The organism is Chitinophaga lutea (assembly GCF_003813775.1).
GTDB classification, from domain to species: Bacteria; Bacteroidota; Bacteroidia; order Chitinophagales; family Chitinophagaceae; genus Chitinophaga; species Chitinophaga lutea.
This window is the reverse complement of sequence record NZ_RPDH01000003.1, coordinates 34,728-60,650: the sequence shown is the minus strand read 5'-3', so window position 1 is coordinate 60,650 and position 25,923 is coordinate 34,728. Positions and strand designations below refer to the sequence as shown.

Annotated in this window: 21 protein-coding genes; 6 read left to right on the top strand and 15 right to left on the bottom strand. The window is 53.2% G+C overall.

Annotated elements, in window-relative coordinates; all coding sequences use genetic code 11:
• Window positions 1-19: 19 nt before the first annotated feature.
• From EGT74_RS23365 to EGT74_RS23340, 6 genes are all read right to left on the bottom strand, one after another.
• Entirely contained in the window at window positions 20-1,003 is a 984-nt protein-coding gene (locus EGT74_RS23365) for a DUF4466 family protein (protein ID WP_220392960.1), read from the bottom strand.
• 10 nt (window positions 1,004-1,013) lie between these two features.
• Window positions 1,014-1,418, bottom strand: a complete 405-nt coding sequence (locus tag EGT74_RS23360; RefSeq protein WP_123849037.1) for a hypothetical protein — start codon at window positions 1,416-1,418, stop codon at window positions 1,014-1,016.
• Between the two features lie 28 nt (window positions 1,419-1,446).
• Window positions 1,447-3,294 (bottom strand): RagB/SusD family nutrient uptake outer membrane protein, encoded by a 1,848-nt coding sequence (locus EGT74_RS23355; protein ID WP_123849036.1) that lies wholly within the window; start codon window positions 3,292-3,294, stop codon window positions 1,447-1,449.
• A gap of 12 nt (window positions 3,295-3,306) precedes the next feature.
• Window positions 3,307-6,441, bottom strand: a complete 3,135-nt coding sequence (locus EGT74_RS23350) for a SusC/RagA family TonB-linked outer membrane protein (protein ID WP_123849035.1) — start codon at window positions 6,439-6,441, stop codon at window positions 3,307-3,309.
• Between the two features lie 1,325 nt (window positions 6,442-7,766).
• On the bottom strand, window positions 7,767-8,534 hold the full coding sequence (locus tag EGT74_RS23345) for a LytR/AlgR family response regulator transcription factor (RefSeq protein ID WP_123849034.1): 768 nt from the start codon (window positions 8,532-8,534) through the stop codon (window positions 7,767-7,769).
• Entirely contained in the window at window positions 8,515-9,570 is a 1,056-nt protein-coding gene (locus EGT74_RS23340; protein WP_123849033.1) for a sensor histidine kinase, read from the bottom strand. Before EGT74_RS23340 ends, EGT74_RS23345 begins: the two co-directional genes overlap by 20 nt.
• Before the next feature lie 460 nt (window positions 9,571-10,030).
• Between EGT74_RS23340 and EGT74_RS23335 the strand changes: the two genes are divergently transcribed.
• Window positions 10,031-10,810: a Cif family virulence factor gene (locus tag EGT74_RS23335; RefSeq protein ID WP_123849032.1), complete on the top strand. Its 780-nt coding sequence runs from the start codon at window positions 10,031-10,033 to the stop codon at window positions 10,808-10,810.
• 412 nt (window positions 10,811-11,222) lie between these two features.
• Here EGT74_RS23335 and EGT74_RS23330 read toward each other — a convergent pair whose 3' ends face one another.
• The 4 genes from EGT74_RS23330 to EGT74_RS23315 form a co-directional block, all read right to left on the bottom strand.
• Complete coding sequence (locus tag EGT74_RS23330) at window positions 11,223-11,588, bottom strand: nuclear transport factor 2 family protein (RefSeq protein ID WP_123849031.1); 366 nt, start codon at window positions 11,586-11,588, stop codon at window positions 11,223-11,225.
• 485 nt (window positions 11,589-12,073) lie between these two features.
• The gene (locus tag EGT74_RS23325; protein ID WP_123849030.1) at window positions 12,074-12,841 is read right to left on the bottom strand and encodes a ThuA domain-containing protein; all 768 of its coding nucleotides are present in this window, start codon (window positions 12,839-12,841) and stop codon (window positions 12,074-12,076) included.
• A gap of 59 nt (window positions 12,842-12,900) precedes the next feature.
• Window positions 12,901-13,743, bottom strand: a complete 843-nt coding sequence (locus EGT74_RS23320; protein WP_123849029.1) for a tetratricopeptide repeat protein — start codon at window positions 13,741-13,743, stop codon at window positions 12,901-12,903.
• Between the two features lie 128 nt (window positions 13,744-13,871).
• A complete protein-coding gene (locus EGT74_RS23315) occupies window positions 13,872-14,066 on the bottom strand; it encodes a hypothetical protein (RefSeq protein WP_123849028.1) in 195 nt (64 codons plus the stop codon).
• A 391-nt stretch (window positions 14,067-14,457) separates the two neighbouring features.
• Here EGT74_RS23315 and EGT74_RS23310 point away from each other — a divergent pair, with 391 nt between their 5' ends.
• Window positions 14,458-14,730, top strand: a complete 273-nt coding sequence (locus EGT74_RS23310) for a helix-turn-helix domain-containing protein (RefSeq protein WP_158618276.1) — start codon at window positions 14,458-14,460, stop codon at window positions 14,728-14,730.
• Between the two features lie 42 nt (window positions 14,731-14,772).
• Here the strand turns inward: EGT74_RS23310 and EGT74_RS23305 are convergent, their stop codons facing one another.
• Window positions 14,773-15,966, bottom strand: coding sequence for a copper amine oxidase (locus tag EGT74_RS23305; protein ID WP_181954774.1), 1,194 nt, complete (start codon window positions 15,964-15,966; stop codon window positions 14,773-14,775).
• Between the two features lie 632 nt (window positions 15,967-16,598).
• Here EGT74_RS23305 and EGT74_RS23300 point away from each other — a divergent pair.
• From EGT74_RS23300 to EGT74_RS23290, 3 genes are all read left to right on the top strand, one after another.
• Window positions 16,599-17,030 (top strand): carbohydrate-binding protein, encoded by a 432-nt coding sequence (locus EGT74_RS23300; RefSeq protein WP_123849026.1) that lies wholly within the window; start codon window positions 16,599-16,601, stop codon window positions 17,028-17,030.
• A gap of 107 nt (window positions 17,031-17,137) precedes the next feature.
• On the top strand, window positions 17,138-18,109 hold the full coding sequence (locus tag EGT74_RS23295) for a glycoside hydrolase family 43 protein (protein WP_123849025.1): 972 nt from the start codon (window positions 17,138-17,140) through the stop codon (window positions 18,107-18,109).
• A gap of 86 nt (window positions 18,110-18,195) precedes the next feature.
• A complete protein-coding gene (locus tag EGT74_RS23290) occupies window positions 18,196-19,020 on the top strand; it encodes a universal stress protein (RefSeq protein WP_123849024.1) in 825 nt (274 codons plus the stop codon).
• Between the two features lie 208 nt (window positions 19,021-19,228).
• Here EGT74_RS23290 and EGT74_RS23285 read toward each other — a convergent pair whose 3' ends face one another.
• The 3 genes from EGT74_RS23285 to EGT74_RS23275 are packed head-to-tail and all read right to left on the bottom strand — an operon-like array spanning window position 19,229 to window position 22,129.
• Window positions 19,229-20,668 (bottom strand): glycosyltransferase family 2 protein, encoded by a 1,440-nt coding sequence (locus EGT74_RS23285; RefSeq protein ID WP_123849023.1) that lies wholly within the window; start codon window positions 20,666-20,668, stop codon window positions 19,229-19,231.
• Window positions 20,665-21,762, bottom strand: a complete 1,098-nt coding sequence (locus EGT74_RS23280) for a HEAT repeat domain-containing protein (protein WP_123849022.1) — start codon at window positions 21,760-21,762, stop codon at window positions 20,665-20,667. Before EGT74_RS23280 ends, EGT74_RS23285 begins: the two co-directional genes overlap by 4 nt.
• Before the next feature lie 7 nt (window positions 21,763-21,769).
• Complete coding sequence (locus tag EGT74_RS23275) at window positions 21,770-22,129, bottom strand: response regulator transcription factor (RefSeq protein WP_123849021.1); 360 nt, start codon at window positions 22,127-22,129, stop codon at window positions 21,770-21,772.
• Between the two features lie 100 nt (window positions 22,130-22,229).
• On the opposite strand from EGT74_RS23275, the gene EGT74_RS23270 reads away from it, so the two are divergent.
• On the top strand, window positions 22,230-23,468 hold the full coding sequence (locus EGT74_RS23270; protein ID WP_220392959.1) for a YaiO family outer membrane beta-barrel protein: 1,239 nt from the start codon (window positions 22,230-22,232) through the stop codon (window positions 23,466-23,468).
• A gap of 464 nt (window positions 23,469-23,932) precedes the next feature.
• Here EGT74_RS23270 and EGT74_RS23265 read toward each other — a convergent pair whose 3' ends face one another.
• Window positions 23,933-25,921: an LTA synthase family protein gene (locus tag EGT74_RS23265; RefSeq protein WP_123849020.1), complete on the bottom strand. Its 1,989-nt coding sequence runs from the start codon at window positions 25,919-25,921 to the stop codon at window positions 23,933-23,935.
• Between the last annotated feature and the right edge of the window lie 2 nt (window positions 25,922-25,923).

Genomic DNA, 25,923 nt, shown 5'->3' with positions numbered 1-25,923 from the left:
TGTCCACGGCCCCCGGATATTAATTCAAACGGTACCGTTTGATGCTGACGGTAGCGCTTTTGGCGGTGTTGTTGACGGCGTTGACAAATACATATGCTTTGTATTTGCCGTCGGCCGTGAGCACCCACAGCCCTGCTTCCGCTTTGGTGTTGATGGCCGCGTCGGTAGCCGCATCAAAACGCTGTTTTTCAAAATCCGCATCGTCGATGAACACCCCGAACTGCAACCGCGCCAGTTGCTGATCGCGGAGGTTCCAGGTGCGTATCAGTTTGGTGGCCCTGTTCACGCCATTCGGCAGCGTTACGCCCGGCAGGTACTGGGCATTGGCGCTGGGCGCTACGAATGAATGCAGGTAGTTGGAGGTGGTGCGGTACACGTACACGAGATCGATCTTATCGGGCCGGGTGGCGGCCTCCGCGGCGGTATACACCGCCATGTCCTCGATGGAAATGTAACAGGCCGCGGCATCTACCGGTTTCAGGTCGAGTTTCATATCCTGCACGGAAATGTTGTACGGCCCGAGATTGTAAGTCACCGTTTCGCCGTTGCTGCTTTTACCGGTGAAGGTGAATTTCACGGACTTGCCGCGGGCTTCTTCCGGCACCACGTAGTAATAACGGAGGGTGGCCGCCATCGTGTCTTTGGTGAAGGTCACGGTAGTGGCGTTGTCTTTGTTCACGGATGGCGAGCCTACCTCCACGCCGACATCCACCCCGCTGGAGTTGGTATAAAACGACCGGTGCTCCAGGAAAGTGGCCGGCGCCCCCGCGATGGACGCATCCACCTGGGCCGACACGAGTTTACCTCTTGCCGCCGGCAGCGCCATGGCGTAGGTGAATTCAATGCGCTGGCCTACCAGGTTGGGCCCGATCGAACGTTTGATCGCATCGTTCTGCATCACGCCTTTCGGTTCGGGGATGGCGTAATCTTTTTCCTTACAACCGGCCATGGCCAGCAGCAAAGCAAAAAGGAACACTGTATGCTGATGATATTTTGCTGACATGATTATTCGTTTAAGGCTTTACGGTAATAAAAATTTTGTACGTTTTTCTTACCTGGCGGTTCCCGGACACCACGGTGTATTGTTTGGGATTGGCCAGATCGGAAAAATCAACCTTGCCGGTAATCTTCGGATCGAGCTTGGCGTCCGTTACCAGTGAGAATTGCGGCCAGAGGTTCTTCAGGTCCGTCCCGAAAAACACTTCCACGTTAATGGTGCAGGCCGTGGTGTCGATCACGGCGTTTTTGGTGCGCACCGTCTGAAAATCCGCGCCGAGCAATTCGAAGTTGCTCACGTAACATTCCGCACGGGTGGTGATCAGTAAACCGTCTTCATCCACCGGCTGGTCTTTCTTACAGCCGAGCCACGTCATAGCGGCCAGGAGCACGGCGGCGGTGATGGAGATATATCTTTTCATCTTGTTCTTTTTTTAGGTGAGGATTCTTTTACAGCCAGGGCGTGTTTTGCGTCAGGTTCGGGTTGCGGTCGCGCTCCGATGGCGGAATCCTGAAAATATAGTTCTGCTGGTACGTTCTCTCGGGCACGTTCTGGTAATAGCGCGTCTGGTTGGCGCCATGGGTGTCTATCCTCCATATGCCGGCGCTGCCGGGTACGCCCCACACTCTTTCGAGCGCTCTCCATCTGCGGAGGTCAAAACCACGATGACCTTCGCCCAGCAGTTCTATGATACGCTCCTGCTCGATGGCGGAGAAGAAGGTGGCCTTGCTGGCGGTTTTAGCAGCAGCCAGCGGCGGCAGGTTGCCTCGGCGGCGCACTTTGTTCACCAGTTCGATGGCATCGGCCTGCGGACCGTTTACCGCGTTGGTGGCTTCCGCGTACATCAGGAACACATCCGCCAGCCGGATCACCGGCCAGGCATAATCGCCGTCGCTGCGGCCCTGGCCCGGGTAATTACGGAGGAATTTACGGAACACGTAACCGGAGTTGTTACCATCGGTATTGTAGGTGATATAACGGATACCGTCGATGGTGACGCTGCCGCCCCAGTTTTTGTAGATGAAGGGGCACCAGCCGGTCGATTTCAGGCTGTTGAGCCCGATGCTCATTTCGTAATCCCACATGATGGACGCCTTCATGCGATAGTCGCGGTTCTGGTAGCTCTGCGGGTTCAGCGCCGAGTTGGCCCTTGTTCTGGCATCCGGCACATCCGCCGGGTTGAGGGGGATCAGTTTGGTGGCAAAGTCGCCGGTAACGGTGCTCTGATAACGGTCTGCAATCTCGTAGCGCGGCATCACCCACAGCTGCGAGCCTTCGTGTGAACGGCCAGCTACATCACGCATCAGTTCCTCACCCTGGCCGGTGTTGGTACCGCCATGGGGGAACGACATCACCATTTCCGGGCTGTTATTGGCGACGGGTTGAAACAGGTAATAGTAGTTGGGCAGCGTATCCGCCTGACCCGGCCCGTCGATCGCGCCGGGGTCGCCGTTCCTGAAAAGCGTAAGCCCGTAGTCGTTGATCACGCTGCGGAAGTCGGCCGCGGCCGCATTGTACGCCGTAGTAGCGGCAGCAGCGCTGGGTTGGAAACCTGCCAGTTCCGGCCAGCCGAATTCATTCCAGCAGGCCCAGTACAGTTGCAGTTTGCCACGCACCGCGAGCGCCGCCGGCTTGGAAGCGCGGCCCAGCTCGGGCGATTTCTGCGGCAGCTTCTCGAAAGCATAATTCAGATCGCTGATGATGGAATCTTTCACCTGGCCGATGGGCAGGCGGGCCAGGGTGGCTACCTGGTCATTGCTCGTCACCGTCCTGGAAAAATACGGCACGTCGCCCCACATGGAGATCAGTTTAAAATAACACATGGCGCGCAGCAGGTGCGCTTCCCCGAGCAGGCGCTCCATATTGGTGCGGGAGATGCCTTCTTTCTCCATCAGTTTGTTTACGTTGTCGATCACATAGTTGCAACGGTTCACGCCGCCGTAGAGGTAGCGGTACATTTCATCCCATTTGTCGGCATAACCGGTGGGGTCGTAAATACCGCCGGCTCCGTTGTACGCATCCCCCAACCGGAGGTCGGTGCTGCTCACGGCGCTGCCGCGCACGCGGGTGTACTCCCCATGGCCTTCCATTAAATAATCGCGGTCGAATACGGAGCGCACGTCCGCGTAACAGCCCATCATGGCCAGCGTGGCGTCCGATTCGGTTTTCCAGAGGTTGACCAGTTGCGGGTCAACAGTCGGATCCTGGTCGAGCAGGTTTTTCACACAACCGGAAGAAAATACTCCCCAGCCCGCCAGCATGCCTATCAGATATATTTTTGCAATTGATTTTTTCATGTTCGTACGTTTTTAAAGCCCAACATTAATGCCTGCGGAATAAGATTTATTCAGCGGGTAGGCATTGCTCCTGTTACCCGTCAGTTCCGGATCGAGGCCGCGGTAATTTGTGATGGTCGCGAGGTTTTCGGCGGAACCGAAAATGCGGAAGGAATTGATGTGCAGCCTTCTCAGAATTTTCGACGGCACGGAATATCCCAGCTGGATGTTCTTCAGGCGAACGTAACTCATATCGTCGAGCCAGTAAGCTGTTTCCTCCCGGTTGCCGCCGCTGCCCGCCAGGCGCGGCCATGGGCCGGTGCGGTTATCGAGCGACCAGGCATTGTTCCAGTGGTTCCAGGTCCAGGCGTAACGCGCGGCCGAGGGGTTGGTGTTGTTGTAGTTGTTCGTCACAAAATCCTTACGGCCGGTGCTGCCCTGCAGCAGGATGCCCAGGTCGATCCCTTTCCACGATACGTTGCCGTTGAGGGCGAAGAAAGTGGTGGGCCGTTCGCGCTGCGCGTTGGGATAAACCTTGCGGTCTTCCGCCGTGATCCTGCCGTCGCCGTTCAGGTCTTTACGGATAAGGTCGCCCGGAGAAATGCCCTGCGGTGTGGCGTTATACACGTCCTGCCAGGTTTGCGCGATGCCCGCGTCCTGGTAAGCGTATACAAAGCGGTAAGGCAGGCCGAGGAAAATGTTGCCTTTCCCGAGGAACTCGTTCCATTTTTCCAGTTCCGTCTGGTTATAGGAAGCGTTCACGTTGATGCTGTAATTGAATTCACCGACGCGGTCGCCCCAGGTGATGTTCGCTTCCACGCCCCTGTTCCGCAGGTTGCCGATGTTTTTGCGGGGCGCATCGTAAGCGCCGGTGAGCAGGTTCGACATTTCCGAGGGCCTGTTCATGCCCGTTGTCAACCTGTTGTAATAATCCAGCTCGGCGGTGAGGCGGTTATCGAAGAAACCGAGGTCGAGGCCGATATTCATGACCGTGGTGGTTTCCCACGACAGTGCGGTGTTGATCATTTTTTTGTAGACGATGCCCCTTGCGATGGAGTTATCCACGAAGTAGTGGCTGGCGTCGAGCGTTTCCTGCTGTTCGTACCGGCCCACGCCGCTGTTGTTGCCCAGGCCGCCGTAGGAAAACCGGAGCTTGCCGCTGCTCAGCACGTTTTTGGTGAAGGCGCTGATGAAGTTCTCTTCCGTAAACCGCCAGCCCAGTGCCACAGAGGGAAAGAAGCCGTAACGGCTGCCGGGCAGGAAGCGGGAGGAACCATCATAGCGGGCGTTGATCTCAAGCAGGTATTTGTCGTACGCCGTGTAGTTGATACGCCCGATGTAGGAACGCAAACCCTCGGTGTTGGAATTGCCCGCCGTCATCTGGATCCAGGTAAGGCCCGCGTCGATTTCACGCAGCGTAGGGTGGATGCGGTCGTTCCTGCCGCTGGCCTGGTAACGGTCGTACCAGAACTCTTCACTGTACACAAACAGCGCGCTCAGGTCGTGGTGCTGCGCGATTTTTTTCTGGTACGTCAACCGGCCGTTCAGCATGGTTTTGTACCCGGTGTTGGTGTAATTGTTCACCCCGGCGTTCTCCCCCACATACACGCGGCTGCCGAAGTTGCCCGTCTGGAAATTGAAGGCGCGGTTCGGCATGTTCGCGTTCCAGCGGAACTGGTTGTAGTAGTTGAGCGAATAATCGATGCGGCCGGTGAGCCCTTCGATCGGCGACCAGTCGATGTAAGCGATGGTGTTCGCTTCCTGCCGGTTCTGGCGGTTCAGGGTGTTCACGTAAACCGTATAGGGATTATAGGCCTGTGCGTCTTCGTTGTAGGCCATCACGCCGCCAAAATACCCGGTTTTCGGGTCGTAAGGCTGGATGCCCGCAATGGCGAACTGGAGGTCGAAACCGGCGGTATTGCTGCTGTTATCGTCGGTAAACCCGTCTTCCAGCGCATACTGGAATTTAGACCAGTTGCCGTTGAAACGCACCCCGATGTTCATGTTTTTGCGGAGCTTGTAATCGTAGTTGAAGCGCGCATTATAACGTTTGTAATCGTTATTGATCTGGAGGCCTTTTTCATCCATCACCCCGATGGAGAAAAAGAAGTTGGAATTATCGCCGCCGCCAGAAGCCGAGAGGTTGTAGTTCTGCAATTGCCCGTCGCGGGTGATGAGCTCCCACCAGTCCGTATTCGGATATTTCAGGGGGTCGATCATGCCGAGCGCCATCCACTGGTCGATGGTGCCGTCTTTGAAGAGCCAGTTGGTTTTAAGCTGTCCCACCGCGGCCTGCCGCTGGTGCAGGGTGAGCGCGCGGGGATAGTCGGCCATAAAATCGTATGCCTTGGTCGGTTTGGTGAGCCCATACGTGCCGTTGAAGTTCAGCTGTGTTTTCTGCTGGCCCTTCCCCGATTTGGTGGTGATGAGGATAACGCCGTTCGCCGCGCGGGAACCGTACACAGACGCAGAGGTCGCGTCTTTCAGCACCGAGATGCTTTCGATATCGTTGATGTTGATCCGGTTGATGTCGCCGTCCGGCATTCCATCGATGACGATGAGCGGGTTGGCGTTGTTGACGGTGCCGAGGCCGCGGATGATGAGGCTCGCGCCGTTGCGGCCCGCCATGCCCGTTGACTGCGATACCGCGAGCCCCGGAACGAGCCCCGAGAGCGCTGAAGAAGCGTTCGGGAGGGCGCGGTTGGTGATGGCCTCATCTACTTTGATGGCCGATACGGCGCCCACCAGGTTTACTTTTTTCTGGGTGCCATACCCCACTACAACTACTTCGCCCAGCGCACGCTGGTCCGATTTCAGCTGCACGTTCACGGCGCTGTTGCCCGAAAATGCGACTTCCTGTTTGGTATAGCCGATGAAGGAAAATTCCAGCACGCCTTGTGTGGCGGATGTTTTAAGGGAGAAGTTGCCGTTGGCATCCGTCACGGTGCCGAAAGACGTTCCTTTCAGGGAGACGCTGACGCCGGGGAGGGGGGACTGGGTTTCGTCTGTTACGCGGCCCCTGACGGCGCGTTCTTCCTGGAAATACACGGCCGTTGATGCGGCTGTGGCGGTTCCCTGCAATGGTCCCGCCAGTGGGATGCAGGCCATGAATATCCACCTGACGCCGAGGCGCCGCGGGGATATTGAAAGTGGTAGACAATTGAACATAACGCTTATTTTTTGAGTAAGGCAAGAAAAAGGAGGTCCGTTCCGTTCGTGGAGGAACGGCGGTACGGTGCGGCATGTCTCCATGCGGCAAACGTTTGCACTACATTGTTGTTTTCTGTACTGTCAGTTTACACGTGCACGCGGAAAGAATAATAAGTTTAGTTTTTAGTTGAATTACGAAATCAATTTCAAGAAAGCTCTGCTATTAAAGTTTACCATTGAAAAAATCCGCTTGGTTGATAGTCTTCACGTAATCGGAGATTACAATGTTAGCCATGGAATTCATTTTTGTACGGATCCGTCTCCAGATGTTAGATTTGGTATTTATTACCACCAGTTTTTAACGTGTCATTCAGTTCCCGAAAACACCCGATTTAGCATTTCAATCGATTGTTATTTCATCATCTTACCACAAAATAATACTATTTAATCATTTTCAAAAAAAAGTATATCGCGTACTTTTTACGTTTATCATTGAATAGTGAGGAGAGAAAACAGGGAGGCAGCAAACGTTTGCTTTAATTTTGTAATATCTAAGAATGGGCGGTTTGTTCCCGGGATTGGTTATTTACTTGTTTATGCTCTGCTGGCGTGGTATGATGGGCCCATCTATCCCTTATGAGAACTGGTGAAGCGCCCCACCGTCCCTTCTTCAACGCTAAGTTTTTGGGGAAGCGAACCTACAGCAGCCGATATTCGGAGGAATAACCAGCTTCGGGATATTATCGTGGATAGGCAGGAGCTCAAAATGATGAAGATAATGCTGGAATAACAGGCTTCGGGAGATTATCGCGGATACGCAGACCTCAAAATGGTGATGATTATGCGAATAACCGGCTCCGGGACATGAATACGGGTACGCAGATCTTAAAATGGTTATGATTATTCGATAACCAGCCCCAGAACATGATCGCGGGTACGCAGATCTTAAAATGGTGATGATTATTCGATAACCGGCTCCAGAACATGATCGCGGGTACGCAGATCTTAAAATGGTGATGATTATGCTGGAATAACAGGCTTCGGGAGATTATCACGGATACCCAGACCTCAAAATGGTGATGATTATGCAGGAATAACTGACCCTGAGGACGTGATCGCGGGTTCGCAGACCTCAAAGTGGTGACGATTATGCAGGAATCCGCCTCCGGAACGTGATCGCAAATTCGCAGACCTCAAAGTGGAGATGATACTCTTTCCATCTTTAACATCAATGGAACAGGAACCGCCGCCGCAAAGGCTCCACATGGAACGATGCAGTAATACAGTTCCCTATCAATAGGCCTGTTGAGCACCTCGCTGGCAGCTGCTTCATGACAACAACCTCACTCCCCTCCCAGCCATCTCTTAAAATCGTTGGCTTTCAGGCGGCTGACGATGATATCTTCATATGCCGCGGGCTTCACCTGCACTTTGAGTTTCCCGTTAAACCAGGTCTGTACTTTATCGATAAAACGATAGCCTACGATAAACTGGCGGTTGAGGCGGAAAAACGATTTGGGATTGATGTCTGCCTCGATGTCGTCGAGCCGTTTATCGATGATAAAATCAGTGTTGTTCACCGTTTTGATGTATTGCATCTTTTCGCGAGTGTAGAAGTAGGCGATATCGGTCACCGGGATGGAAATCAGGCGGGTGCCGTTACGGGCGAGGAAACGGTCTTTGTACGTGTCGCCCCCTTCCCTGAACTGGTGAAGAAAATGATAGATGTTATCCGTGACCGCTTTCTGCTGATCGCGGTGCAGGCGTTTGTATTTGGTGAGCGCGGCGGCCAGCTCTTCCTTGTTGACGGGTTTGAGCAGGTAATCCACACTGTTGAGCTTGAATGCGCGCAGGGCATGTTCCTGGTAGGCGGTTACGAATATGAGCGGTGCTTCAATTTTGACTTTTTTGAAAATCTCGAACGTCTGGCCGTCGCCCAGCTCGATGTCGAGGAATATCAGGTCCAGCGAAGGACGGGTGCTCAGATATTCCACGCTGGCTTCGATGCTGTCGATGATATCGACCACTTCAATATCCGGATCGATGGCTGTGATGGTGCTCTTGAGCAGGCGGCCGGCGATGGCTTCGTCTTCAATGATTAATACTTTCATACGCAAGGGGTCTTAAAACAGGGATGGTGACTGAAAAAATCTGATCTGTTTCGTGTATCTGCATATCCGGCAGCTCCAGCAGGCGGAACTTTTCCTTCAGATGGGAAAGGCCCTTGCCGGTGCTGACCGCTCCGCGTTTGCGCTGGAGGTTATTGGCCACCACCACCCGGCCCGCCTGTGCGTCTATTTTGACGGTAATGAAGAGGGGGCTGGCTTTGGTGATGACGTTGTGTTTAATGGCGTTTTCGAGCAGCATCTGCAGGCTCAGCGGGGGCACCTTCAGGCGGCCGATCTCTTCGCCTCCGCTCACATTGAGGTTCAGGCCTTCGTCGTAGCGGTTCTTCAGCAGGAAAAAGAATGCCCGGGTGAAGTTCAGTTCATCTTCCAGACTGATGAGCACATTTTCGTTCGCTTCGAGCAGGTAGCGGTACACATAGGCCAGCTCTTCCGTGAACTTGCGGGCCCGGGCTTTATCAAGCTCCATCAGGCCGATGAGCGTGTTCAGGGTATTGAACAGGAAATGCGGCTGCACCTGTACTTTAAGGGCATCGAACTGCATTTCGACATGGAGTCTCTTGAGCTCTTCGGCTTCCGTCATTGCGCTTTTCCATTCCCGGAAATAATAGATGGCTTCGTAGATCGCTACCTGCAGCATGATGAACAGCAGCACGGTGCTGGCCGTCCAAAAGTAATACCATAAAAAATTGATCTGGGTACCCCAGATGAGCGTATAGTTTTCAATGAAAACCCGTACCCAGGTGAGCGTCAATCCATATGGCACGAGCACCAGCATGGCGGTGCGCATGCGGTACCACGACCGGGTGAGGTCCGGCGTCCGTTTGCGGAGCCAGAGTATCACAAAACGGGTGGGCTCCCATACGGCGGCGGTGAACAGCAGGGTAAAAACGACGGCTTTGGGCACCAGGTGCTGTACATTCCATGGGGAAAAGAACATCTCCAGCATGAAGAAGATGAAAAAGAATGCGCTCAGGGCCAGATAACCGTAGATCCGCAGTTTTTGCTCCGGTATGTTCATGGTGCGACAGATTACAATCTGTAAAATTCAGGATTAGCGGGCTACTTTCAAACCCTCCCGGCCAAATAGTTCAAATAAACCGCTGAAATGACAAAAACGGCCACTGAAATGACGGCATCTTTTCGGTAGGGAATTTTGTTATTTCAGGGGTGCTGCTCCGTCATTCGGGAGTGGGGGCCAACGGCCGGGTAAGGGGGATGCCTACATTTAGCAGAAAAAAAAAATGAGACATTTTATTGGGTTATTGCTTTCCTGTTGGGCGTTTCCGGTGATGGCGGGGTTACCGGCGGGGGGCGAAACAACTCCTGGCGCCGGCATGCAATTCCGCCCCGGTACGGAACAAGGCTTTACAGCACAACCTAATGGCACGGGAATGACGCCAGGTCACCCTTTCCCGCAATCCCATCCCGGAACAACTCAAAGCATCACGGCGCAACCTGAATGTCTTTACATCCGACATTTGCCCGACACAGCCATCAAATCCCCCGAACAGCCGACCGACCCAGTGGCCGAGGCAGAGTACGCCTTTGCCAGACACGCAGTCGATAGTGGCGTGAAAGCGGCCTTCCTACGGTATATGGACACCAGCAGCGTGATTTTCAATAACGGGCGTGTCACGAATGGCATGCGCTATTGGGAAAAAGCCAAAGAGCCGGCGGCGACACTATACTGGCAGCCGGTATTCGCCTGTACCGCCGCAGACGGGCAATCCGGCTTTACCACCGGCCCCTTTGAGTGGCGGAGAACGACCGCCGACAGCGCCCTCAGTTGCGGGCAATACACCACGGTATGGCAAAAAGACGAAAACGGCGACTGGCATTTCTTTGCCGATCTCGGTATCGGATACCACGGTTCGCTGTTCAATAAAAAGCCGCTCCGGCTGTATACCCCGCATCTTCCCTCCCCGAACCATGCCACGGCTATTGCGATCGACAGTAATTTTATCGCGCTCTTCCGGCGGGAACCAACCGATGCTTTCAAACAGGTTCTGCTCCCCGAAACCTGGCTCAACTTCAATGGCCAGCACCCGGTACAAACAACCGCCGGTATTATGGCAACCCTGCAACAAATACCTGCCGGCCTTGACTTCGAGCCATTGGCTGGTTTTGTGGCAGACAGTCGCGACCTCGCTTACGTGTACGGGCACACCCTGCTCGCAGGTAAAAAGGAAAACTATCTCCGTGTATGGGCCTACACCAATGCAGGATGGAAGTTGTTATTGCAGGTATTGCGATGGTGAACAATCTCCCGCTACAGAAATTCACCATAAAGGCGGATACTGTTTTACCGGCTTTGGCGATGAAGGCATGCCTCCCTGGCGTATACACACCATACAGGTCCGGTGTTGTTATGCCGGGTACTACGAAGGTGAATAACCTCCGGCTACAGAAATGCACCATAAGGGCAGGTATTGTTTTACCAACGATGGAGACATACCCCCTGGCATGCGCACACACTATATAAGGTCCGTGCATCATGCCGGCTATCGCGCTAGTAAACTACGCTCCGTTACGAAAATGCACTCATACAGGTCCGGTGTTGTTATCCGGGTATCGCGAGGACGCAATGCATAACGGGATAACCTGCGCAGCAGCCGCCCGTTTTACAGAAAAAACCAAAATCTCATTGTATCAATCAAAGTATCGAGATCACTACCCTTCATAAAAGAACTGCTCGGAGATGATTTTCCCGTCTTTTACATGATACACACATAGTTCGTTAAAGGCTGTACGTCCGCGGCCCTTCATCGTCATGTCCATTTCCAGTACAAAGGCGATGATGTTGCCGCTGATCAGCGGTTCCGACACTTTAATGCTGTGGGTTGCCTCAGACATGGCTTCAAACTGGCGGCCCTTTTCGATATTGGCTGCGAGCCCTTTTGTTTCTTTCTCAAAACCGGGTGTGGCAAATGCTTCGATGCTCACTACGTCTTCAGCGAACAGTTCTTTTTGTGCCTGCTCAAACTGGCCGGCACGGCAGAGTTCAACCAGGCGCGCAGCGATTTGGGGAGTATCCATAACGATGTTTTTTTTGTTCCTGTTAAGTTAAGATTTATGTGCAGGCGGGGCAAATATTCGATCAAAAACTACAGTTCAACCCCGGATTTCAGCAGTTGAGCCGCAAACACCCGTTGTCTTTCCACCGCCTGTTTAATTTTGAACCGGTAAACAAACGCAGCATGTCTCACAAGATACTTACATCCACGCATGTTCTAATCCCAAAGAGTAAGGACCGGGCGCTCAAGCCCGGTCTTCTTTCCCGGCTATTCTGGTTCCATACGGCGGGAAAAACAGCGGTTCAATATTCCGGCCACAGGAACCGCATCCGCACGTATGGTGCGCCCGTTCGGGTGAAATGGATACGCCGGGCGGAATACCTGGGAGAACTACTGAAGAGGACCTTCTCTATCTAACGACACCACAGGTCAACAGGCTCCATTATGTGCGTTTCCACAAACTGCAAATCAAACATACAACTTGCATACATTTCGAAGATGCCGCGTCTAACGGGCGTCTTCCGCCGCCCAGCATATCGCATTCCGGAATAACTTCTTATAGGCATCATTCGTAAACAACAGCGGCGAATGACCCATAAATATGTATACGTTTTTTGCCTTGACGCGGAGATTCGTCCACACCACCGGATGGTCTCCCATTTTTTTTGCGCTGGGCGGTGAATACGTGGATTCATCTACGTTGGCGATCACGTGCACATCCTGCCGTGGGCTCCGGTTATACGTGTACCATTCTTCCTTTTCGATCAAAAATGTATCCTGAATCCCTTTCATGACAGGATGCTGTCTGTCTTCAATCACCACTTTACCGCTGGCAAAATCCGCGATGTAATCCGAAAAGCGGATATCCCCCATAAACTGCGAGAACCATTGCCACATCGGGTAACCGTCGAATTCGCCGAGCAGCGTCGCATGATGAAAACCTATCCAGCCACCCCTTCCCTGAGTGATATACTCCTCAAAAGCTTTCGCCGCCGTATCATTCCAACCGTAAGGCGGATAGTCGAGTTGAATGAACAGCCGGTATGCTGAGAGCATCGTAGAATTGATGGATGCCGTATGCTGAATATAATCCACTGCAAAACCGCTGTCTTTCGCCAGCTGGCTCAACCATTCGGTAGCCGCTTTCGTGTATGCGACATGATGCCCTCCCGCTTCAGCCAGCACCAGCACGCGGAAGCGCGGCCGGCCGGCAGGGCGGCATGACAAATGAAGAATCAGGAAAACTGCCCACAGCAGCGTTGGTAACTGGCGCATAGAAGTTTCTTTACGCGTTTGATTGCATGAAGACCAGGCTCGTACAATACAAAACAGTATTATTTACAATGCAGCTGCAACTGTTCAGCTGCATATGCCGCACCCAGTTCTTTGGCCTTCCGCCAGTCGGCGCAGGCCCCGGTTGTATTGCCCATATTATGCAGGGTATTACCCCGGTTGAAATAAGCGGTAGCGTTGTTCCCATCCAGCTCGATCGCCTTGCTGAAATCCACCAGCGCGGCATCGTACTCTTCTGTGATATCTTTGTTGATGGCGCGGTTGATATAGGCTTCCACAAAAACAGGCGCCAGTTCGATCGCTTTATCATAGTCCTGTCGCGCCAGCTGCTGCAGATAAATACCATCTTTAGCGGTCCCCCTGGAATACCAGGCGTTAGGATTCTCCGGGAAAATCCGGATGGCGGAGGTAAAGTATATAATAGAGGTGCTGTAATTCCCGTTGTTATAAGCTTTCAGCGCCTCTTCGAAATACCAGGGCAGGCGGCCGCCGTCTTCATCCGGGAATTCATCATTGGAGGCGTTTGCAAAAGTGCCGTATCCATCCAGCCTGCAATCGAACTGATACCCTTTGAGCAGCAGATCTATCGCCCAGCAGAGCAGGTTTTCCTGGTTGAGAGGGAAACGGGGAAAATCGGCAGACAATTCCCAACGACCATCTTTTTCCTCCACACCAGTCACTTTGGCTTCATATACGCCGGTCAGAAAAGTGCCGAATGCTTCCGCCTTTTCTTTTTTGTCGGTGATAAACACCGCATCAAATTCCGCATATGCATACTCTTTGAAACCGCTACCCAGAATCCGTTTGTACACTTCTTCCGCCAGCAGGGCTTCCTGGTTGAATTTGCCGGCGAACTGGCCGGGCGTAAAAAATCTGTCTGCCATATCTGTCAATATAAAACACAAATGTAAGTTGAAAAAATATCATCGCTCCCTCCGGCCCGTATTCGCATGATATCAAATATCTGATCATGACGGGTAAAAAGAGGCCGGTTATACCGGCCTCCGGGACCTTAGTCCCATTTCAAAGCGGCCATCGCCCAGTTACCAAGCACCGCGCAGGTGCCGCCGATAATCTGTTCCGCGGTACGCCCAACAGCCTGGCCGACATCATATGCCAGCGAGCCATCCATTCCCCCGCCGATTTCTGCCTGTTCCGTCAGATGAAGTTCCGTTAATTGCAAAGCTTGCAAATCGAGTGTTTTCATAGTTGAAATTTGGTTAACAAAACAATTGGTTTCATTTGGCCGGCATCGCGGCGACGTCTTTTCCCCAGCCTTAAGAAAAATCTTCTAAAACGCCATTGAAAAATCGTTTCATCACCGCCCCCATGCAATGGAGGCCACCCAGCGTGTGCGGTTCGATGATAATTTCTCCGCCGTTGATGTCGCGCATTTCGTGCTCATTTAATGGTCGCATATTATGCTGCTTTTATTGCCTACTCTGTTCATTGGCCGGTTTTCAGCATTCCCGTAATGTTTGCGCAAACAGTGAAGCAAACTTATTTTCTTTTTGAGGTTGAATAAGATTAAATTGGTTGAAATAATGATAGCGCAGGTACTATCTTTTCAACATTCACCATTGTTTAAATTGTTAACTATGAGCGTCGGACAAAACATCCGCAAAGTGCGCGAGCTGAAGAACCTCACACAAAGCTACGTCGCCCGCCAGCTGGGCATTACAGTAGCAGCTTACAGCAGGATAGAAAGAGACCGGACCAACATCGGCCTGAAACGGCTCCGCCAGATTGCAGCTGCGCTGGACACGGATGCGGCCACCATTCTTAATTTCAGGGAACAGGAAATTTTCGGCATCCAGGCGCTGATCACGGAAATACGCCTGCTGCGCGAAGAAATCAAGGCAAAACGCTGAAAAGAAAAAAGCCCGCTTCGTCAGAGAAGCGGGCTTTTAAATTTATCTGATGTCAACCGGAATAAAAATCAACGGCGTCGGTAAGCAGGATGCCCCGGGCGGAGAATACGTCAGTTTGATCGTCTGTTCTTCCCCGTTGGGAGCAGGCTTGAATACCTGTATCAGGATGGCTTCAGGCGCTTTTTTGGTAATCAGCCGGTCGCTGGGCAACTGGATGATCCCCTCTTTGAATTTACCGCCGCTTACCACCATGGTATTGGCCATACCGCCGCACCACTGGTTGTTGTCGCTTCGGGAGTTCCAGGTCACCAAAGCCAGCCCTTTCCCGTCGCTGCTTTTCCACTTCATTTCGATGTTGTACATCACACCGTAGTTACCTGCGAGATGCGCCACACCGGGGGTGTTCTTTTCTTTTCCTTCCACCCAGGGATCAAGCTTGCCATCGGCCAGGATGATCTCTTTCACACCGTCGCGGGTATCATGTACGCTGTCGGTCACAACCCGGTAGTTGCTCACGCCGAACACACCCCTCCCGGCTCCGCTGTGGCCTTTGGGCGGCAGAATCGTTTTGATGCGGGCCAGCGCTTTGGGACCGGAGGTCTGCAGATCGGTCTGCAACACACTGATCTCTCCCGGCTGGTCGATCGTAAATTCATAAAACCCGTGCACCAGTTCATCATACTTCACTACATGCTTCTCCAGCTTTTCATCGATGGCAATAACCTGCCCGGGCTTCACCGTACGGATAATATTTTGCGGTTCCGATGCAAAATAATCGGCCAGGCCCTGCTTACCGATCTGGTAATAGTTGGTACTCGGCGGCTGGGAAGAATATTTCAGCATACGGATGTGCATATCTGCCTTACCGGTGTTGCGGATAACCGCGGTAATGCGCCGGTCTATTTTTGCGGGCTCTTTCACCCCGTTCACATTGTATACATACAGCCGCACTGCGCCGGGCTGTACTGGCTCCTGCAAAGCGATAGCCTCCGGCACGCGGATGTATTCCGGATCGTCGGAGATCACATGCTGGGGACCAGGCAGGATAATTTTCCGGTAACCAAGGTCAGGGAGTTTTTCTGTTAAAAAGTCAGGCAGGGATACAATGCCACCCTGATGCGTCTTCAAAATTGCGCTTTCCAGCTCCGGTTTCAATGCCTGCGCGCCTGCGTGCATGCTGCACACGCCTGCCAGGGCACAGGTCATCAGAAACGGCTTCCAGTTTGGTTGCTTCATAAATTATAAAGTTTGGCTGTTGACGTGGTTATGATTCCTCAAACTTAATAATTAAATTTAAAAACTAAAAGTGTGTTTTTAAATAAAATATTAAATTATATAAGAATTTCCTTCTTCCGGAGCCTGTTTATCACAATGGAAAGGGATATAAACAAACATGCCGTCCTGTGAATGGCGGCATGTTTTTACCGGAGCGGTCCCGGTTATCATAGTTGAATAAAGCCGTCTTTAATTTACTTCCCCCGGCTTCTATTCGGCTTCGGCTTCGGCTCCTGTTCCAGCGTTCCGCCACCATCAGCTGCCACTGGCAAGTATACCCGTTATTCTCATCATAATAATCCCGGCCGCCCATGCCGCCGTCGATTTTCGGATCGATTTTAATCCAGCCGCCTTTTCATCTTTGGGCATAAACATGCACTGCTCCGGGTTCCGGGAGACATGATTCAATCCCCGGCTCCTGAAGTACATGCATGGAACCTGCTAAGCGAAGACAATTGTTTTTAATATGCAGGAAGGATACCGCCAAACTAAATATTATTATTTATCTTTATGTAAAAATCAGCGTAATCAGCAGGAAATTGTGCATGTAAACCCGGCACTTCCTTGCCCAAACCGTGAAACGGACCTAACCTATGAAGCCTCTTGCATTAGCTGCGCTGGCAGCTATCTTGTTGTTCATTGCACTGCCTGCAAGAGGTCAGTCTGCCGGCCCGTCTCCGTCCAGACCGGCGGATGCCGCCAAAAAGTTCCTGATGAAAGAGGGCTCTTTCCTGGGGTTCAGCCAGATCAACCTCAGCATGGGCGAGATCGGTTTCGAAGTATTGGTTTCCAGCAATATCAAAGGCAAATCATCACCCCGGCTCGAGTTCCGGATCGATAAACCGAAAGGCAAAGTGATCGGCACACTGAGAATACCGGATACGGCCGATACCACCTTCTCCCTGAAACTCACCGGGCAGCTACGGAACGCAGCAGGCGTGCACGATCTGTACCTCGTGGCGAAGGGAGAAGGGGAATTCAACATTTCAGGGTTTTCTTTTATAGCGAATTACTGGACGGACTGATGGTTTCGCATGGCAGTTTCGCAGTTTCCTTACACCGGAGTCTCCGCACAACATCACCGCTCAACACGCATACTTCTCCCGCCCCGATAGTTTTATTATATTTCGACATGAAGCAACTTATCGTGTGCGCCGCCCTGTTACTGGCGGCAGGCCCAACGCCGGCCCAGGAAAAAAAGAAAGCCGGCAACCCTGTTTTCCCCGGCTGGTATGCCGACCCGGAAGGAATCATCTACGGCAAAAAATACTGGATATTCCCTACGTATTCCGCGCCGTACAACAAACAGGTGTTTTTCGATGCGTTTTCATCGCCGGACCTGGTACGCTGGACCAAACATCCCCACATTCTCGACACCGCCTCCATCAAATGGGCGAAACGCGCCATGTGGGCGCCATCGGTGATTGAGAAGGATAAAAAGTACTACCTCTTTTTCGGCGCCAACGATATCCAGAGCGATGCGGAAACGGGCGGCATCGGGGTGGCGGTGGCCGATAAACCGGAAGGCCCTTACAGGGACCATCTGGGCAAACCGCTCATCGATAAATTCCATAACAAGGCGCAGCCCATCGACCAGTTCGTGTTCAAAGACGCCGACGGCCGGTATTACCTCATCTACGGCGGATGGCGCCACTGCAATATCGCCCGGCTGAACGACGATTTCACCGGTTTTGTTCCCTTCGACGACGGCAGCACCTTTAAAGAGATCACCCCGGAAAAATATGTAGAAGGACCATTCATGTTCCGGAAAAACGGCAAATACTATTTTATGTGGTCCGAGGGCGGCTGGACGGGCCCGGATTACAGCGTAGCCTACGCCATTGCCGATTCGCCGATGGGGCCGTTCAAACGGATAGGTAAAATCCTGCAGCAGAACCCCGCCATCGCGAAAGGCGCGGGACATCATTCCGTGATACACGAAACAAAAACGGATACCTGGTACATCGTATACCACCGCCGCCCGTTGACGGAAACGGATGCGAACTCGCGCGAAACCTGTATAGACCGGATGTATTTCGACGAAAACGGCCATATCAAACCCGTTGAGATCACTACCGGGGGAGTTGACCGGCATAAACTTTAATGCGGATAAGCTGTTATTGATGAACATCACCGGCATGTTTGATCCATGTCATCAGCGGTCATTGATAAATAACTGAAATTTATAGCATGAAAAAGATCATTGTAGCCCTGGACGGCCTTAAACTCTCAGACAGCAGTATGCAAACTGCGGTGGCGCTCAGCAAACAGCACCACGCGCACCTGGTAGGCGTTTTTCTCGATGATTTCACCCGCAATACTTTCAGCGTGGAAGAAGCTATCCAGCACAACAAGATGGATGAGCTGCTGAAAAAAGACCAGCATCTCCGCGATACGGCAGTAAAAATATTTGAAGAAAAGTGCCAGGCGCAAAAGCTGAACTTTACCATTCACCGCGATAAAAATTTCGCGATACAGGACCTTCTACGGGAAAGCATATACGCCGACCTGCTGATCATAGCGGCCAATGAAACATTCACCCGCTTCGAAGAAGCGCCTCCTACCCGTTTCATCCGCGACCTCCTGTCGGATGTGCAGTGCCCGGTGCTGATTACCCCGGAGGTGACCCGCGAACTGGAAAAAGTAGTGATGCTGTACGACGGGGCGCCGTCTTCGGTGTTCGCCATCAAGATGTTCACCACCACGCTCTCCATCACCAAACTGCTGCCCACGGAAGTGATCACGGTGAAGGGCCCGGCAGACGACAGCCATTTACCGGAAAACAAGCTGATGAAGGAGTTCATGAAACGCCATTCCCCCGATGCGATGTTCTCCATACTGAAAGGCGAACCGGAAGCGGCCATCCTCGAAAAGCTGAAAACAGAAAACGAAAGCACGCTGATCGTGCTCGGCGCTTACCAGCGCGGCACCGTATCGCGCTGGTTCCGCAGCAGCATGGCGGATTTGTTATTGAGGGAATTGAAATGCCCGCTGTTTATCGCACATAATAAATAACTTTCAGAGGTGTCAGGTAATAAAACAATCCACCGGCCGGCTTCCCAAAGCCGCGCCGGTCTTTTGTGCGTTGTACAACCATATGTATAGTACACGGAATACCGGTGATACGCCGCTGCCAGGCGGGCCGCTTTTTGCGGAATACAGGATGCGGCTCAAATGCCGGGGCACACTGCCCTATAACGCCAGCTTTTTTAACCAGGATTGATCAGGAAGTTTTCCCCTCGGGTTGTTTCCCGAAACCGCGGCGGGTCATTTCGCCCCACGATTTCTTCTTGCGGAAATAGTCGAAGTACCCGCGGATAGCGGACCATACCACGAAAGGATGGAAAACGAACGGCTCCGATAACGCGGCCAGTATCAGTTTCCGGATTTCCTTTCTCCGCCGGTACTGGTTGTAGGTGTACACCTCCATATAAATGGCGAAGATGGAATTGAGATAGCCGAAAAAGAGGATAAAAAGCAGGAAGGCAAAGAACATATGCCAGTTGATGAGACCGGCAAACGCCATCACCAGGAATACGATAAACCCGATAAATTCGATGACCGGCGCCAGCATCTCGAACAGCAGCCAGTACGGATAACTCACCACACCGAGCAAATCATAACGGGGATTGAGGAAAATGATTTTATGAAAACGCAGGGTTTCGATGGTGCCTCTCGTCCAGCGGTTGCGCTGGCGGCCGAGGATTTTGGTATTTTCCGGGGCTTCCGTCCAGCAGAGGGGGTCGGGGATGTAAGTGACCCTGTACGGCAGGTTCTGCTCATGCATATACCGCCGCATCCGCACCACCAGTTCCATATCTTCCCCCACGGTATTGGTATTGTAACCGCCGCACCGTATCGCAATCTCCCTGTCGAAAGCACCAAAGGCGCCGGATATCAGCAGCAGCCCATCCATACGCGCCCAGGCCATACGGCCGAGCAGAAATGCACGAATGTATTCCAGCGCCTGCATGCGGGCCCAGTAATTCTCGGGCAGGTATACCCGCACCAGGCGGCCGTTGCGCACCTCGCACGAATTGGCGATGCGTATCACGCCGCCGGAAGCGATTACCTTGGCTTCACCTTCTTCCATGAAGGGTTTCACCATTTTCAGGATGGCATCGTGCTCCAGGATACAGTCGGCGTCGATACACACTATATAATCGTGGCTGGCGATGTTGATACCTACGTTCAGGGCGTCGGCCTTGCCGCCGTTCACCTTGTCTACCACCACCAGTTTATTGTAAGCAGGGTGTTTCGTTTTGTATACGGCTTTCACCTCCTTCGTGGGGATGCGGTAGTTCACATAGAAGTCCACTTTCTCCAGCTGGTAAGCATCGATGAGCTTCTGCAGGCTGTCGTCCTTACTGCCGTCGTTGATCACCACCAGTTCCAGCTTGTTGTAGTATAACGACAGCAGCGACCGCACGTTTTCGACGATCGTGGCGCCTTCGTTGTAGGCGGGCGCCAGCAGGCTCACCGTGGGCGCGTGCGGCGATGCGGCCAGCAGGCGGTAATCGGTGAAGTCGTTTTTATGGAGGTATTCCCGCGTTTCATTGATGGAATTGATGCCGATGAACACATAAAAAAATATCAGCAGCACCGAATACAGGAAAATCGCGGAAACGACCAGGTATACAATGACTTCGGCTACTTCTTTCATTCCCGGGCCAGCTGGTATTTAACGTGAAGAAATATTTGATGGTACGGCGCCGCATCGGCCTCTCCCTTTTGCTGCAGCCACTGCAGCCCACCCGTGCAGCAGTTGGCGATGATGCGCGCGATCTGCAGCTGATTCGCCGGATCGCCCTGTTCGTACTCCCGTTGCAGGAAGCCCCGTTCGTTGTCGGTAGCGATGTGTTCCAGTGCGTCAAGGATGGCTTTTTGCAGGTGATCGCCGGCCGTCGGGTACATCTGCGCCAGGGTAGCCGCCGACTCTTCGTCGCCGATGCGGGTGAGGGTTTTGATGGCCTGCTCCCGCACTTTGGGAGAGGGATGCTCCAGGCAGGCGGTAGCTTCGGCTTTTACCTGCATCTGCTGGTAGATCTCGGCCAGCTTCAGCGAAAATTCCACTACACTGTCTACGGGCGACTGCAGCCATTTCGGCAACTCTTCAAAGTGTCCGGGGTCGAGTGCCAGCAGCTGGTCGAGCAGTTTTACCTGCTGCCAGTTATTCATCGGGTGTGTAAGGGTATTGAGGAAACGCAGCCCTTTGAATCCCCCGAAGGCCAGCACCGCCGTCTGCGCTTCGAGGCGCACATATTCGTTACTGCTGTTGGTATATTTCTGGATTTGCTGCTCCGCCGATTGCTGTTCCATCATGTACAGTTCATAAATGCCTTTGGCTTTGCGGTGCCACACGGCGCTGTTGAATTTAGCCATGGAAGCGCTTTGCAGGCCCAGGTGCTCGTACAGATAGATGACGTTGCGGGCGGCTACGCCGATGAGATTCTTTTTAGTATTGATGAGCTGGTTGATGGCGTACTGGCGGCCGATCTTGTTGCGCGGCAGGTCTTTCAGCTCTTCAGGCACCTGCAGTTCCACCCCGCCGGAAAAATCGTCGAGCAACGCCTGGCTCAGCCAGTGATCAAAGAAGTCCTGGATCTTTTTTTCCTGCAGGAAGCGCCGCTTCTTCACACGCAGGTAGATGCTGGTGGCTACCAGGATAATGGCAATCACGGCAGCGAAGAAAATCGTATAGGCATATAACGATCCTTCTGGAATGGATGTCGGTTGTATAAAGGATAGCAGCTGCAAGCAGTAGTTATATTGATTTAACCAGTTTTTTTACGCGGATGGACAGTTCGGTGAGGCTGAAGGGTTTGGTCATATAATCGTCCGCACCCAGCCGGAACGCTTCTTCCACGATGTTCTCCTGCCCCATGGTAGAGAGCACCATTACCTTGATGGGCTTGTCCATGCTTTTTACGGTGCTCACGATCTCAAGGCCTGACACCGACGGCAACATGATGTCCGTCAGTACTATGTCGGGTAATTCAGTGCGGATGCTATCTACAGCTTCATTTCCTTCAGCACAGGATATGATCGTATATCCGTCTTTCGCCAGCTTTATTTCGATAGTCTTCCGGATGAGGTTGTCGTCTTCTGCTATTAATACTTTCATCTCACAGGATTGGCTGCATAAATATAGAAATATTCCATTGAATCCTAAACGGTTAAGAAATATAAAATTATATTGCACATCATAACTATATCCTATTCGTATGATGAGGGCCATCTTCTCCACCGTTGTTCTCTTGTTTTTATGCGGCGCCCTGTTTGCGCAGGACAACCTGTCGTCCGACGAGCTCTTCCAGGAAGCCCGGAAAGCGGCTTTCGACCGGAAAGATTACCCGGAGGCCATCCGCCTCTGCCGGATAGCGCTGGCCAAAAGCCCCGACTATTCGGACATCCGGGTGTTCCTCGGCCGGGTATACACCTGGAGCGACAAAATCGACAGCGCCCGCACGGAATTCAGGTACATCCTGGAACGCCAACCCGCATACGAAGATGTGTATGTGGCCATTACCGATCTGGAGTACTGGAACGACCGGCCGGCGGAGGCGCTGCAGCACGTTAACAAAGGCCTGGAATACCACCCCAAATCGGAAGAGCTCCTGCTGCGCAAGGCAAAGGTGCTGGCCAACCTGAAACAGCTCCACGGCGCTGCGGAAACGGCCAACCGGCTGCTGGCCATCAATCCCGGCAATGCAGCCGCCCGGTCCCTACTCAATGGGATCAAAGACCAGGTGCGGAAAAACAAGGTCGATCTCAGTTACGACTATACGTATTTCGATAAACGCTTCGATCAGCCGTGGCATATGCTGAGCCTCAGCTATGGCCGGCAAACGCCGCTGGGCTCCGTGATCGGGCGGGTGAACTACGCCAATAAATTCGGGGAAGGCGGCGTGCAGGGTGAAGTGGAGGCATATCCCCGCTTTTCCAATACATTCTATTCTTATGTAGGGTTCGGTTATTCCGGGAACGATATTTTCCCCCGCTACCGCGCGGGCTTTTCATTGTACGCCAACCTGCCGCGGAGCTTCGAAGCGGAACTGGGCTTCCGGTACCTGTATTTCTCCAGTTCCACCTGGGTGTATACGGCCTCTCTGGGCAAATACATCAGTAATTTCTGGTTCAATTTCCGCACGTATCTTACACCGGGCGAAGACAACAACCTCTCCAAATCGTTCAACCTCACGGCCCGCTATTACACGGCTGGCGCCGACGATTATTTCACGCTGGGCATCGGCACGGGTATTTCACCGGATGATCAGCGGAACAACATCAACTACAAGATCAACACCAACCTGATGACCTACAAACTGAACCTGGCCTGGCAGCGCACCTTTGCGCGGCAGAACATCATCGGGGTATACGGCACCTGGTTCTATGAAGAATACCAGCCGGATACCTACGGCAACCAGGTGAACGTGGGAGTGAGCCTTGCGAGGAGGTTCTAGGGAAATACGGTACAAATTCATTTGCGTCTGGCAGGCATGCGCCTCGTCGGACGTTTTATTTATTGGCCTGGCGGGAGGAAACATCCATATCCTTCAAATCGTCCGGCAGGAACTGCACCTCACCGGACGTTTCATTCATCGACGCGGCAGAAGGCGGGCAAGAAAAGCTTCATCCACATGCATGGCACCTCGCCGGACATTTCATCTGCTTACGCGGCAGAGGGCACACAAAAAAAAGCGTCACCCACATGCATGGCACCTCATCGGACAATTTATTTACTAACGCGGCAGAGAACCCACAAGAAAAACTTCATCCACAAGCATGGCACCTCGCCGGACGTTTCATCTGCTTACGCGGCAGAGGGCACTCAAGAAAAGTTTCATCCACATGCATGGCACCTCACCGTACATTTTATTTAATGACAGGGCAGAAAAAACCCCGCAACGAAAACTTCATTCATTGATCAGCGCGAGAACCGCTGGTAGAGGGAATCCGGTAACAGCTGCCGCGTTTGCAGCAACTGGTTGTTTTTCTGCCGGTAGCTGTTGAAGCCCGCTTCCAGCCGGCGCTGCATGTCTTCGTCGGTGGCCGGTTCAAGATCGAGGTTCGGGAGTATTCTGAAGAGGCTGCCGTTGTTCAGCATCCAGGTGCCCGCCACAAAATCCACCAGGTCGTTTTTGGTTTGCATCAGCGGATACTGGTGCACGTTCCTGAATTCACGCGCCGTATCGAGCCCGCTGCCTACCCAGGTCACCTCTCCCGGTGTATCACCCAGCAGCGCGGCGAATGAAGCCGGCACATCGAGGTGGGAGGAAACGGACGAGAATTTCGCGGGGCGCTGCAACAATGGCGAATGCACCAGCAGCAGCGTATGGTAACGGTCTATTTTAGAGCGCATGGGAATCTCCGGCAGGCGGTGGTCGCCGGTGATCAGCACGATGGTATTGTTGTAATCCGCCCGTTTCACCAGTTCCCGGAAAAAGCCCCGTAGCGCGTTATCCATATATAACACCGACGCATATACGGGCAGGTACTGCCGTTGCGTGGCCAGTTGTTCGGGCTTGAGTGAAAGCGATTGCAGGCGCGCTTCCGCCAGCTGGTTGTAATGCGCCTGGTCCGGCACTTTAAACGGCGAGTGGGTGCTCACGGTCAGCATCACGTCCAGCCGCGGCTGCCCCGAATCCGGCGTTACGGCGAGGTACTTGCGAAACAGTTCCGCATCGCCATAGCCCCAGGTGAAACCGGCGCTGTTGACGGGCAATTCCATATACCCTTCCCCGAAATCAGCCCTGTCTATCACCGAATCGACGCCCTGGTTTTTCACGAACAGATCCATCTTGTCGAACGACGCATCGCCCGCGTAGAGAAACCGGGTGCTGTAACCATTATGTTTGGCCAGGTTCAGCAGCGTGAGCGACGGCGGCAGCTGCGGCGCCAGTTCCGCAAAACCGTTGCGGGCGTAGGGCAATGAGCCCATCATCGACGGCAGTACGGCAAAGGTCCTTCCGCCCGCACTCAGGAAGTTCTCCCAATAAAGGCTGTGCCCGGCCAGCGAATCGAGAAAGGGCGTAAAACTGCCGAGGTAAGCGCCCGGTCCGGAAAATGCCCGGCCCAGCCCTTCCACCAGTACCACCACGATGTTCGGGCGTTGTGGGGCGGCGGCGAAAAAGGGCGCCAGCGCATTGCCGGCAGGGGGCCTGTGTAAAAAAGGATATTTATCCGGCTGCACATAATCCAGGCGGGCCAGCGAATCGGCCGGCGGCATGGGAATGTTAAATTCTCCTTCCGGCAGGTCTGTCGGGAAAAAGTGTTGCTGCGTCCGGGTCAGGAAAAACCCGGCCTTATTCAGGGCAATGTTGCCCGCGAATTCGGAACGCAGGTTGTTGCGGGTGAGGCTCCGGGAAAGGGGCACCGCCAGCAATGCCAGGCAGCACAGCGAAAACCAGAAACCGCGGCGGTCGCCGTTGATCGTACCACGGCTGAACAACACCATCACCCCCACCCCGGCTATTACGACCACTCCCAACGTCACCAGCACGCCGTTCGGGATGCTGCCTGCGGCCGCACCCACCGTTTGCTGAATGTCTTTCAGGGAATACCCGAACAAATCGGCGCCAAGCGGCACATTGGTCTGCTGGAAATACAGGTTCAGCGAAAAGCTGAGGATCACATACAGCACGATCAGCGTGATGTAGAAAATATCTCCGGCCCTTCTGCCGACGAACATATACAATAAAAGAAAAGGCAATACTATCCAGCGCACGATACTCAAAAAAGTGAGCAGGTCGGCCCAGAGCGCCCGCCCCGCCAACTCCGCCAGGGGTATGGGCAAACGGCCGATGCTGGCCAGGTCTGCGACCCGCAGCAGTATGATCAGGGTCAGCAATAAACACGACAGCAGCAGGAAGCGGTTAAAGGCCGGTATCCACAGGTGAAGTTTCGGAATTTTCATAG